Annotated in this window: 11 protein-coding genes; 9 read left to right on the top strand and 2 right to left on the bottom strand. The window is 74.5% G+C overall.

All coding sequences use genetic code 11. From position 1 onward, the window contains the following. Window positions 1-32: 32 nt before the first annotated feature. On the top strand, window positions 33-929 hold the full coding sequence (locus ACGFI2_RS16765; RefSeq protein ID WP_393517295.1) for a DUF2268 domain-containing putative Zn-dependent protease: 897 nt from the start codon (window positions 33-35) through the stop codon (window positions 927-929). Between the two features lie 113 nt (window positions 930-1,042). Beyond that, a complete protein-coding gene (locus ACGFI2_RS16760) occupies window positions 1,043-2,080 on the top strand; it encodes an aminotransferase class V-fold PLP-dependent enzyme (RefSeq protein ID WP_393517292.1) in 1,038 nt (345 codons plus the stop codon). Here ACGFI2_RS16760 and ACGFI2_RS16755 read toward each other — a convergent pair whose 3' ends face one another. Beyond that, on the bottom strand, window positions 2,081-3,253 hold the full coding sequence (locus ACGFI2_RS16755; protein WP_393517289.1) for an acyl-CoA dehydrogenase family protein: 1,173 nt from the start codon (window positions 3,251-3,253) through the stop codon (window positions 2,081-2,083). Between the two features lie 89 nt (window positions 3,254-3,342). On the opposite strand from ACGFI2_RS16755, the gene ACGFI2_RS16750 reads away from it, so the two are divergent. From ACGFI2_RS16750 to ACGFI2_RS16740, 3 genes are read left to right on the top strand one after another with little or no spacing between them, the layout of a single operon-like run. Then, entirely contained in the window at window positions 3,343-3,996 is a 654-nt protein-coding gene (locus ACGFI2_RS16750) for a TetR/AcrR family transcriptional regulator (protein WP_393517286.1), read from the top strand. Between the two features lie 42 nt (window positions 3,997-4,038). Then, window positions 4,039-5,481 (top strand): aldehyde dehydrogenase family protein, encoded by a 1,443-nt coding sequence (locus tag ACGFI2_RS16745; protein ID WP_393517283.1) that lies wholly within the window; start codon window positions 4,039-4,041, stop codon window positions 5,479-5,481. Beyond that, window positions 5,478-6,554, top strand: coding sequence for an alcohol dehydrogenase catalytic domain-containing protein (locus tag ACGFI2_RS16740; RefSeq protein ID WP_393517280.1), 1,077 nt, complete (start codon window positions 5,478-5,480; stop codon window positions 6,552-6,554). Before ACGFI2_RS16745 ends, ACGFI2_RS16740 begins: the two co-directional genes overlap by 4 nt. On the opposite strand, the gene ACGFI2_RS16735 is transcribed toward ACGFI2_RS16740, so the two are convergent. Then, window positions 6,538-7,470 (bottom strand): TetR/AcrR family transcriptional regulator C-terminal domain-containing protein, encoded by a 933-nt coding sequence (locus tag ACGFI2_RS16735; protein ID WP_393517277.1) that lies wholly within the window; start codon window positions 7,468-7,470, stop codon window positions 6,538-6,540. The two genes, ACGFI2_RS16740 and ACGFI2_RS16735, sit on opposite strands and share 17 nt — an antisense overlap. Window positions 7,471-7,615: 145 nt before the next feature. On the opposite strand from ACGFI2_RS16735, the gene ACGFI2_RS16730 reads away from it, so the two are divergent. The 4 genes from ACGFI2_RS16730 (at window position 7,616) to ACGFI2_RS16715 (ending at window position 11,772) form a co-directional block, all read left to right on the top strand. Continuing rightward, window positions 7,616-8,815, top strand: coding sequence for an FAD-dependent monooxygenase (locus ACGFI2_RS16730; protein ID WP_393517274.1), 1,200 nt, complete (start codon window positions 7,616-7,618; stop codon window positions 8,813-8,815). 217 nt (window positions 8,816-9,032) lie between these two features. Beyond that, window positions 9,033-9,794, top strand: coding sequence for an ABC transporter ATP-binding protein (locus tag ACGFI2_RS16725; protein ID WP_393517271.1), 762 nt, complete (start codon window positions 9,033-9,035; stop codon window positions 9,792-9,794). Beyond that, a complete protein-coding gene (locus ACGFI2_RS16720) occupies window positions 9,781-10,473 on the top strand; it encodes an ABC transporter ATP-binding protein (protein WP_393517268.1) in 693 nt (230 codons plus the stop codon). Before ACGFI2_RS16725 ends, ACGFI2_RS16720 begins: the two co-directional genes overlap by 14 nt. Window positions 10,474-10,515: 42 nt before the next feature. Beyond that, the gene (locus ACGFI2_RS16715) at window positions 10,516-11,772 is read left to right on the top strand and encodes an ABC transporter substrate-binding protein (protein WP_393517265.1); all 1,257 of its coding nucleotides are present in this window, start codon (window positions 10,516-10,518) and stop codon (window positions 11,770-11,772) included. Window position 11,773 lies beyond the last annotated feature (1 nt).

Here is an 11,773-nt window from a genome sequence, read left to right as displayed (position 1 = left end):
GGCCCGGGCGGTGATCGGGCAGCATCGCGGGCATGCCGCCCACCGCCCTGCCGCACGTGCGTGACCTGTCGCCCGACGCGCTGGCCTGCCTTCGCGAGTGTCGGTCCGCGCCGGCCGACCGCTGGCCGGAGCTGTGGCGGTCCGGCTACCTGGCCCGGCACCCGGACGTGTTCCGGGCGCTGGACCGCGACGGCGACTGGTCCGACCCGGCGGCCGTGACCGCCGCCGTGGCCGGGCTCCGCGACCGGGTCACCGACCTGGCCGCACGCGCCGAGGCGGTACGCGACCTGCTGCCCGCCGGTGTCGCGGACGCGGTCGGCGCGCTGGGCTGGTCCGGCGAGGGCGGACCGGTCGAGTGCGTGGTGCTCGTCGGGTTGCGCCGGGCCAACGGCTGGGCCGACGACCTGGGCGGCCGGTACGCGCTCTTCCTCGCCGTGGAGTCGCTCGGTCCGGAGGAGGACGTCCACCTGCTGGTGCGGCACGAGGTCGCGCATGTCGTGCACGACCGCCGGGCCGCGATCCGCGACTGGCCGTCGCACGGCGTGGCGAACCAGATCTTCGCCGAGGGACTGGCCACCCAGGTCACCGCGGAACTCGACCCCGGCCGCCCGATCGAGGAGTACCTCTGGTTCGGCCGGCCCGGCCACCGGCCCTGGCTCGACGAGTGCCGCCGCCGCTGGCCGGAGATCCTCGGCCGGATCCGCGCCGACCTCGACGCCACCGACCCGGACCACCACGCCGCGTACTTCCTGACGCGGGCCTCGCCGCTGCGCGGTGACTTACCCACGCGGTCCGGATACCTGGTCGGGTGCGCCGCGGTGCGGCGGCTGCGGGAGCGACACGGCCTGCCCGAACTCGCCGGCTGGCCGCTGCCCCGGGTGCGGGCCGAGATGGCGACCGCGCTCGCGGACCTGCCCGCACCCCGCTGAGCGGCCACCCCGCCCCGGGCCCGGGACTGCAAGATCTGTGTGCGGGTGGGGGTGGGCCACGGGGGTGGGATTGGCGGTGTCGGGGTGGGGTGGGGGTGGCTAGCGTCGCGGATATGGAGCTGGAGCAGGCGCAGAAGTTGTGGCAGCCGGAGCCGGGCTGGTTGAACACCGCCACCTACGGGCTGCCGCCCGACCCGGTGTTCGACGCCGTGCAGCAGATGCTCGTCGACTGGCGGGCCGGCGGGGTGTCGTTCGAGGTGTGGAACGAGTCGGTCGACCGGTCCCGGGCCGCGTTCGCCCGGCTGGTCGGCGTGGATCCCGCCGACGTGAGCATCGGCGCCGCCGTCTCCCAACTGGCCGCGCCGATCGCGGCGGCGCTGCCGCCGCGCGCCACGGTGGTGGTGCCCGAGGGGGAGTTCACCTCGATCCTGTTCCCCTGGCTGGTGCAGGAGGAGCGCGGGGTGCGGGTCCGGACCGTACCGCTCGCCGGTCTGGTCGACGCGATCGACGCCGACACCGATCTGGTGGCGTTCAGCGTGGTGCAGTCCGCCGACGGCGCGGTCGCGCCGTACGACGAGATCGTCGCGGCGGCCCGGGCGCACGGCGCGTTCGTGGTGGTCGACGCCACCCAGGCGTGCGGCTGGCTGCCGTTCGAGGCCGCCCGGGCGGACGCGGTGCTGGTCGGGGTGTACAAGTGGCTGATGGCACCGCGCGGCGTCGCCTTCGCCTACCTGGCGCCGGCGCTGCGCGAGCGGCTGCGCCCGGACGCCGCGGGCTGGTACGCCGGCCAGGATCCGCACGCCTCCTACTACGGCACGCCACTGCGGCTCGCCGACGACGCCCGGCGGTTCGACCTCTCACCGTCCTGGCTGTGCCACGTCGGCGCGGCGCCGGTGCTGGAACTGCTCGCCGACCTGGACCTGACGGCGGTGCGGGACTACGACGTGGCGCTGGCCAACCGCTTCCTGACCGGGCTGGGCCGCCCGCCCGGCGACAGCGCGATCGTCACCGTCGAGATCCCGGGCGCGCAGGAGAAGTTGGATCGGGCCGGGGTGCGGGCCGCGGTCCGGGCCGGCCGGGTGCGCGCCTCGTTCCATCTCTACACCACCGAGGCGGACGTCGACCTGGCCCTGGACGCGCTGACCGGGTGATCAGGCCAGGTGCCCGCCGATCTTCGTGTACCCGCGCAGCAGGTCCCGCGAGATGATCAGCCGCTGCATCTCGTCGGTGCCCTCGAAGATCCGGTACAGCCGCACCTGCCGGTACCAGCGCTCGATCGGCAGCTCCCGGGTGTAGCCCATGCCGCCGTGGATCTGGAGCACCCGGTCCACCACCCGGTTGACCATGCCGGCGCCGTAGAGCTTGCCCATCGACGAGGCGTGCCGGGGATCCATCCCGGCGTCGACCGTCCAGGCCGAGCGCAGGATCAGCCAGCGGGCCGCCTCCAACTCGGTTTCCGAGTCGGCGATCATCCACTGGATGGCCTGGTTGGTGGCGATCGGCGCGCCGAACGTCTCCCGCGTGTTGGCGTGGTCGATCGCCATCTGCAGGGCCCGCTCGGCGATGCCGATCGCGTGCGAGGGAATGGTGTAGCGGCCCTTGCCGATCCACTCCATGCCCAGCGTGAAGCCCTGACCGAGTTCGCCGAGGATGTTGCGGTGCGGCACCCGTACGCCGTCGAAGACGAGCGAGGCGGGGCCGCCCTCACCCATGGTCTGGATGAACTCCGACCGCCAGCCCATCGACCGGTCGACCAGGAACGCGGTGGCGCCGCCGCGCCGGGCGCCCCGCTCCGGGTCGGTCACCGCCACCACGATGGCGAAGTCGGCGTCGTTGCCGTTGGTGATGAACGTCTTCTCGCCGTCGAGGATCCAGTCGTCGCCGTCGCGGCGGGCGCGCAGCTTGATGTTCGCCGCGTCCGAGCCGGCCCCCGGCTCGGTGATGGCGAAGCAGGAGATCCGCTCCCCCTCGATCGTGGGGAGCAGGAACTCCCGCTTCTGTTCCTCGGTGGCGTGGAACAGGATGTTGTCCGCCTCGCCGCCGAACCGGAACGGCACGAAGCTGCGGCCCAGCTCGGTCCAGATCAGCGACTGCACGACCGCCGGCAGCGCCATCCCGCCGTACTCCTCGGGGGTGGCCAGCCCCCAGAAGCCGAACTTCCTCGCCTTGAGTTGGAGTTCGCGCAGCTCGGAGCGGTCCAGGCCGGGCTGGTGCGCGCGTTCGCGGCGTAGCAGCTCCGGCTCCAGCGGCATCACCTCGCGGGTGACGAACGCGCGCACGGTGTCGCGTACCGCGCGTTCCTCGTCGGACAGTGCGAAGTCCACGGTGCCCCCTCGGGTCGTCGTCGCCTCTAAACTAGCGCTGGAAGTTTTCCGCCGTCCAGACCCGAGGCGGAAGGGAGGATGATGACGAGGTGCCACGACCCCGGCAGGCCCTGCTCACCCGGCAGCGGATCGTCGAGACCGCGCTCGCGCTTATCGACGCGGACGGACTGGACGCGCTCTCCACCCGGCGGCTCGCCGCCGCGCTCGGCGTACGCGGTCCCTCGCTCTACAACCACTTCGCGACCAAGGAGGAGATCCTGGACGCGGTGGCCGACAGCGTCACCGCGACGGTCGACGTGGGCGCGTTCGACCGGTACGACTGGGACCAGGCGCTGCGCCGCTGGGCCCGCTCCTACCGGGCCGCGCTCGCCGCCCACCCGCATGTCGTCCCGTACCTGGCCCGGGGGCCGGGCCGGCGGCCGGCCGCGCTCGCGATGGCCGACGCGGTCTACGGCGCCCTGGTCCGGGCCGGTTGGCCGCCCGCGCGAGCTACCCACATCGGCGCGGCGATGCGCTACTTCGTGGCCGGCTCGGCGCTCGGCTCGTTCGCCCGCGGTTTCGTCGAGGACCCGTCGCTCTATGCCGCACACCCGCACCTCCACCAGGCCCACCGGCTCCCCGGCCACCAGCGCAGCGTCGACGAGGGCGCGTTCGCGCTCGGTCTGGACGCGTTGCTGCACGGCCTCGCCGCCGAGTACGCGGCGACGGTCACCCCGTTGGAACGGACCGCCGGTCGGGAGTAGCGTCGAAACTCCCACCGCTAGTTTCCGCCCCCGAAGGACGCCATGGATCTCGCTGACGCGCCCCCCGCCCTGCTGACGCGCCGCCACCTGCACGTCGCCGGCGACTGGGTCGACCCGTCCTCGGGTGACACGATTCCGGTGGAGAACCCGGCCACCGGCGAGACGATCGGCGAGGTGCCTGCCGGCGCCCCGGCCGACGTGGACCGCGCGGTGGCCGCCGCCCGGGCCGCGTTCCCCGGCTGGGCCGCCACCGACCCCGCCGACCGGGCCGCGCACCTGGACCGGCTGCACACCGCGCTCGCCGCCCGCACCGACGACATCGCCCGCACCGTGGCGTCGGAGTTGGGCGCCCCGCTCAAGCTGGCCACCCGGGTGCAGGCCGGCCTGCCGCTGATCGTGCTGCGGAGCATGGTCGAGCTGGCCGCCCGGCCGGCCGCGGAGCAGGTCGTCGGCAACTCGCTTGTGGTCCGCGAACCGGTCGGCGTGGTCGGCGCGATCACCCCGTGGAACTATCCGCTGCACCAGGTGGTCGCCAAGCTCGCCCCGGCGCTCGCCGCCGGCTGCACGGTGGTGCTCAAGCCCAGCGAGCTGACGCCGCTCACCGCCTACCTGCTCTTCGACGCGGTGACCGAGGCCGGGCTGCCGCCCGGGGTGGTCAACCTGGTGCCCGGCGCCGGCCCGGTGGTCGGCGAGGCGCTCGCCGCGCACCCCGACGTCGACCTGGTCTCGTTCACCGGTTCCACCGCCACCGGCCGGCGGATCGCGCACCTGGCCGCCGACCGGATCGCCCGGGTCGCGCTGGAGCTGGGCGGCAAGTCGGCCAACGTGATCCTGGCCGACGCCGACCTGCGCACCGCGGTCAAGGTCGGCGTCGGCAACGCGCTCGTCAACTCCGGCCAGACCTGCACCGCCTGGACCCGGATGCTTGTGCACCGCGACCGCTACGACGAGGCGCTCGACCTGGCCGCGTCGGCGGTGGCCGGCTACCGGCTCGGCGACCCGTTCGACCCGGCCACCCGGCTCGGCCCGCTGGTCTCGGCCGCCCAGGCGCAGCGGGTACGCGGGCACGTGGACCGGGCGCTCGCCGACGGCGCCCGGCTCGTCGCCGGCGGCCCGGACGCGCCGCTGCCGCCGCGTGGCCACTTCGTCGCGCCCACCGTCCTCGCCGACGTGCACCCGGACAGCGCACTGGCGCAGGAGGAGGTCTTCGGGCCGGTGCTCGCGGTGATCCCGTTCGCCGACACCGACGAGGCGGTCGCGATCGCCAACAACTCCCGGTACGGGCTGGCCGGCGCGGTCTGGTCGGCCGACGAGGACGCGGCGCTGGCCGTGGCCCGGCGGCTGCGTACCGGGCAGGTGGACGTCAACGGTGGCGCGTTCAACCCGCTCGCCCCGTTCGGCGGCTACCGGCAGTCCGGGCTCGGCCGCGAGCTGGGCACGTACGGCGTGGAGGAGTTCACCGAGGTGAAGGCGATCCAGCGGTGAGGGCGCTCGTGGTCCGCGGCCCGGGCGCCACCCCGGTGGTCGAGGAGGTGCGCCTGCCCGCGCCCGGCCCCGGTGAGCTGCGGGTCCGGATCCGTGCCGCCGGCATCTGCCACTCGGACCTGGCCATGGTGGACGGCACGCTGGCGCCCGCGTACCCGCTGGTGCTGGGGCACGAGGCGACAGGCGTGGTGGCCGAGGCCGGGCCGGGCGCCCGGCTGGCCGTGGGCACGCCGGTGGTGCTCAACTGGGCGCCCGCCTGCCGCGACTGCTGGCACTGCCGGCACGGCGAGCCCTGGCTCTGCACCGCGAACACGGCCGCGTCGGTGGCCCGGGGGGAGACCGCCACCGGGGAGCCGTTGCAGGTCACGCTCGGGCTCGGGGCGCTCGCCGAGGAGGTGGTGGTGCCGGAGCGGGCGGCCGTGCCGGTGCCGCCCGGGCTGCCGCCGGCGCAGGCGGCGCTGCTGGGCTGCGCGGTGCTCACCGGCACCGGCGCGGTCCGCAACACCGCCCGGGTCACCGCCGGCGAGTCGGTCGCGGTGATCGGGCTGGGCGGCGTGGGGCTGGCGGTGCTCACCGCGGCCCGGTCGGCCGGCGCGGCGCCGATCCTCGCCGTGGACGTGGTGGAGGCCAAGCGGGAGCTGGCGTCGGCCGCCGGCGCGACCGACTTCCTGCGCTCCGACGAGACGCTCGGCAAGGAGGTCCGGGCCCGCACCGGCGGGCGCGGGGTCGACCACGCCTTCGAGTGCGTGGGCCGGGCCGCCACCATCCGCGCCGCCTGGCGGGCGACGCGGCGTGGGGGAGCGGTCACCGTGGTCGGCATGGGCGGCAAGGACGACCTGCTCAGCCTCTCCGCGCTGGACATCTTCCACTCGGCGCGCACGCTGCGGTCCTCGGTCTACGGCTCGACCGACCCCGATCGGGAGGTGCCGGAGCTGGCCGCCGCGCTGGCCGCCGGTGACCTCGACCTGGCGCCGCTGGTCAGCGGCACGATCCCGCTGGCGGAGGCGCCCGCGGCGCTGGCGCGGCTGGCCCGGGGCGAGGGCGCCCGCTGGGTGGTCACGTTCCCGGACTGACCGGCCCCTCGACCAGGGCGGCGACGCCGTCGAGCAGCCGCCGCAGGCCGAAGTCGAAGACCGTCTCCAGGTCCAGGTCGACGCCGCCGGCGGTCAGCGCGTCCATGGTGGCCAGGCCGCCGCCGGCCATCAGCCGCTGGAACGTGTCCTGCTGCCGGTCCACCCACTCCTCGTCGGTGAGCCCGGTGTCCTGCACCGCCTGCGCGCCGGCCTCCAGGTTGACGGCCACCCCCTTGACGTACGTCATCAGGGTGATCGCCACGTGCCAGCGGGTGTTGCGGTCCAGGCCCAGGCCGGCGGTGGCCCGCAGCGCGCGGTCGGTGTGCGCCATGCCGTGCGGCAGCGGCTGCGGCCGGGCGATGGTGATGACGTGCGGCAGCCAGCGGTGCCGCCGGTAGACGGCCCACTGCGCCCGGGCGAGCACCTCCAGCCGGGCCCGCCAGCCGGCCGGCTCGACCGCCGGCAGCGGCGCGCCGGCCAGCGCCGCGTCGGCCATCGCCAGGATCAGCTCGTCGCGGCCGCGCACGTGCCGGTGCAGCGCCAGGGTGGCCACGCCCAGCTCGGCGGCGACCGACCGCAGGGAGACCGCGGCCAACCCGCCGGCGTCGGCCAGCGCGACGGCGCTCCGCAGCACCCGGTCCCGGCTCAGCTCCGGCCGTGCCCGGGCGGGTCGCGGCGGGACGGCGGTCTCCGCCACCACCGTGCCGGCGCCGGGCCGGGTGAGCACCAGGCCGTCGTCGCGGAGCCGGGCCAGGACCCGGGTCGCGGTGGCGATGGCGATGCCGTGCTCGCGGGTGAGCTGGCGGGCCGAGGGCACCCGGTCGCCCGGGCGCAGCTCGCCCCGCTCGATCCGGTGGCGGATCTCGGCGGCGATCCGCCGGTACGGCGGCAGTCGCCCCTGACCGTGCTGCGACATCCCCGGCACCTCCGGGCCGAAGCGTACTAGTGCGGTGGGCGTCGGAGGGACCGCGCGCGGGCGGCGTACTAGGTCGTCGGGGCCGGCGCCGGCCGGACCGACCTAGCGTCCGGCGTGACCGAGGTGTGCGACCAGGGGAGACGTCATGAAGAACCGCACCGTACTCATCTCCGGCGCCGGCGTGGCCGGCCCGGCCCTCGCCTTCTGGCTGTCCCGGCGCGGCTTCGCGGTGACCGTGGTGGAACGCGCGCCCGGGCTGCGTCCCGGCGGGCAGGCGGTGGACGTGCGCGGGGCCGCCCGCGAGGTGCTGGACCGGATGGGGTTGACCGAGCGGGTCCGGGCCGCGGGCGTCCGGGAACAGGGCATGGAGTACGTGGACGCCCGGGGGCGCGCCCGGGCCCGGCTGCCGGTGGCGGCGTTCGGCGGCGAGGGGATCGTCGCCGACCTGGAGATCGAGCGTGGCGCCCTGGCCCGGGTGCTGTACGAGGCGACCCGGGACGACGTCGAGTACGTCTTCGACGACTCGATCGAGACGCTGGCGCAGGAAGACGCCGGGGTGCGGCTCACCTTCGCCCGGTCCGCCCCGCGCACCGTCGACCTGGTGGTCGGCGCGGACGGCTCGCACTCCTCGACCCGGGCGCTGGCGTTCGGCCCGGAACCGGCGTACGTGCGGCCGCTCGGGGCGTACCTGGCGTACTTCTCCACCCCCCACCGGGACGCGGGCGCGTGGTTCCGGATGCACAACGCGCCCGGCGGCCGGGTGGTCGGCACCCGGCCGACCAGCGACGGGCGGACCGCGGCGTTCTTCAGCTTCCGCTCCGATTCGCTGGACGTGGACCGGCGGGACCGGGCCGCCCAGCAGCGGCTGCTGACCGAGCGGTTCGCCGACGTGGGCTGGCGCGCGGCCGAGCTGCTGGCCGCCGCGCCCGCCGCGACCGACTTCTACTTCGACCGGTACGCCCAGGTGCGGATGGAGTCGTGGAGCACCGGACGGGTGGCGCTGCTCGGCGACGCGGCCTGGTGCCCGTCGCCGCTGACCGGGCAGGGCACCAGCCTGGCCCTGGTGGGCGCGTACCTGCTGGCCGGGGAGCTGGCCGCCACGGGCGGCGACCACCGGGCGGGTTACCGCCGCTACGAGGAGGGGTTGCGGGCGCACGTGGTGAAGGGCCAGAAGCTGCCCGGCGGCGGGATCTCCGGCTTCCTGCCGGCCGGCCGGGTCGCGATCCGGCTGCGCGACGCCTCGATGCGGGCGATCGCGTCCCGGCCGGTACGCGGGCTCGCCACCCGGCTGTTCTTCAGCCACGCCGACGGGATCGACCTGCCGGAGTACGCCGCCGACCGGTGACGGTGCCGGACCACATGTCGACGGCCGCCGATCAGTTCGGATCCGCCGGTGCGGGGCCGACCCCGGTGGAGGTCGGCCCCGTGTCGTACCGGGGGAATGTGTGGCGGATCGCCATGGCTCGACCACTTCGGTGCCCCGTAGGTTTCCTGCACGCGGCGGCCCTGTGACCCCGGTCACCGACCTGGCCGTCGCGTGCGGACCTGCGGAGGGTGAGGCGATGGCCGGGCAAGCGATCCTGTCGGCCCGTGGGCTGACCCGGGACTTCCGGGGCTTCCGGGCCGTCGACGGGGTCGACCTGGACGTGGCGCCGGAGACCGTGCACGCCCTGGTGGGCCCGAACGGCGCCGGCAAGACCACACTGTTCAACCTGCTCACCGGCTTCCTGCCGCCCAGCGGCGGGCGGATCGAGCTGGCCGGCCGGGACGTCACCGGGCTGCCCCCGGAGCGGGTGGCCCGCCTCGGCGTGGCCCGGTCGTTCCAGATCACCAGCCTCTTCCCGCAGCTCGGCGCGCGCGAGCACGTGGAGCTGGCCCTCCAGTCGTCGAGCGGGTTGGGCTGGCGGTTCTGGCGGTCGGCGAAGCTGATGCGCCGCTACCGGGAGCGGGCCGACGAGCTGCTGGCCATGGTCGGCCTCGCCGACCTCGCGGAAGCCCCGGCGGAGGCGCTCGCGTACGGGCGCAAGCGGGCCCTGGAGTTGGCCATCGCGCTGGCCCTCGACCCCAAGGTGCTGCTGCTCGACGAGCCGACCGCCGGGATGGGGCTGGAGGACGTCGACCGCACCGTCGACCTGATCTCGACCGTCCGCACCGGCCGGACCGTGGTCATGGTCGAGCACAACATGAGCGTGGTGGGCCGGCTCGCCGACACGGTCACCGTCCTGCAGGCCGGCAAGGTGCTGGTCGAGGGGCCGTACGAGCAGGTCCGCGCCGACGAGCGGGTCATCACCGCCTATCTGGGAGCCGCGGATGCTGCGCATTGACAACCTCTCCGCCGCCTACGGCGAGGCCCAGGTGCTGCGGGAGGTGAGCCTGGAGGTGGCCGCCGGGGAGGTGGTCACCCTGGTCGGGCGCAACGGCGCCGGCAAGTCCACGCTGCTGCGGTGCGTGATGGGGCTGCATCCCGACCAGCGCGGCGCGGTGCACCTCGACGGCCGGGACATCAGCCGGCTGCCGGCGTACCGGCGGGCGCGGGCCGGGCTCGGCTGGGTGCCCGACGACCGGGGCGCGTACGCCACGCTCACGGTCACCGAGAATCTGACGCTGCCGCCGCGGGTCGGCCCCGACCCGTGGCCGCTGGAGCGGGTGTACGAGGCGTTCCCCGCCCTGTACGAGCGGCGCGACTCGGCCGCGACCATGCTCTCCGGCGGCGAGCAGCAGATGCTCGCGCTGGCCCGGGTGCTGCGCATGGGCGCCCGGCTGCTGCTCTGCGACGAGCCCACCGAAGGGCTGTCGCCGCTGCTCGTGCAGCAGGTCGGCGACCTGCTGCGGGAGGCCAAGAAGCACGGCGTGACCGTGCTCCTGGTGGAGCAGAACCTGCACTTCGCCACCGGCGTCGCCGACCGGCACTACCTGCTGGCCGAGGGACGGATCGCGGAGGCGATGGAGAACGCCGAGGTGCGCTCGCGGGAACGCGAACTGCTGGCGTACCTCGGCATCTGAATCTGGACGGCTGACCCGCGCGGACCGCGCGGTACGAAGGGGATGAACATGCGTAGGAGCGTGGGTGTGGCCGCCGCCTCGGCGGCGGCGCTGGTGGTGGCCGGTTGCGGCGGCGGTGGCCCGCAGTCCGGCGGCGACTCGAAGCTGACCGGCGACAAGATCGTGCTGGGCGTGCTCAACGACCAGTCGGGCGCCTACTCGGAGCTGTCCGGGCGCAACTCGGTGAAGGCCGTGGAGATGGCCATCGCCGACTTCAAGGCCAAGCACGGCGGCGACGCGGTCACCAAGGACATCAGCGTGGAGACCGCGGACCACCAGAACAAGCCGGACGTGGCCAACAGCAAGGCCCAGGAGATGTACGACCGCAAGGGCGTCGACGCCATCCTGGACGTGCCGACCTCGTCGGCCGCGCTGAAGGTCGCCGACGTGGCCAAGGAGAAGAAGAAGCTCTACTTCAACATCGGCGCGGCGACCACCGACCTGACCGGCAAGAGCTGCAACAAGTACACGTTCCACTACGCGTACGACACCTACATGCTGGCCCACGGCACCGGCACGGTGACCACCGAGCAGGTCGGCAAGAACTGGTACATCCTCTACCCGAACTACGCGTTCGGGCAGGACATGGAGAAGAGCTTCTCCGCCGCCGTCACCGCGGCCGGCGGGAAGGTGGTCGGCAAGGACGGGGCGCCGTTCCCGAACACCAGTGGCGACTACTCGTCGTTCCTGCTGAAGGCGCCGACGCTGAACCCGAAGCCGCAGGTGCTGGGCACCATGCAGGCCGGCGCCGAGCTGGTCAACGTGGTCAAGCAGTACAACGAGTTCAAGCTGCGGGAGAAGGGCGTCGGGCTGGCGGTCGGCCTGATGTTCATCACCGACATCCACTCGCTCACCCCCGACGCGCTGGCCGGCACCACCTACACCGACGCCTGGTACTGGAACTTCGACCAGCAGAACCGGGAGTGGGCGGACCGGTTCCAGTCCGAGACGGGCACCCGGCCGTCGTTCGCGCACGCGGCGAACTACTCCGCCGCCATGCAGTACCTGGAGGCGGTGCAGGCCGCCGGCACCGACGACGCGGACGCCGTGGTCAAGCAGCTGGAGGGCAAGGACGTCAACGACCTCTTCCTGCGCAACGGCAAGATCCGCGCGGAGGACCACCGGGTCCTGCACGACGCCTACCTGGCCCAGGTGAAGCCGCAGGCCGAGGTGAAGGAGCCGTGGGACTACGTGAAGATCCTCAAGACCATCCCGGCGGCGGAGGCGTTCCGGGCCCCGTCCCCGGACTGCAAGCTCTGAC

This window comes from Micromonospora sp. NPDC049282 (genome assembly GCF_043197045.1).
Lineage (GTDB): Bacteria > Actinomycetota > Actinomycetes > Mycobacteriales > Micromonosporaceae > Micromonospora.
The sequence above is the reverse complement of the archived record's forward strand: the minus strand, read 5'-3'. Positions and strand labels throughout refer to the sequence as shown.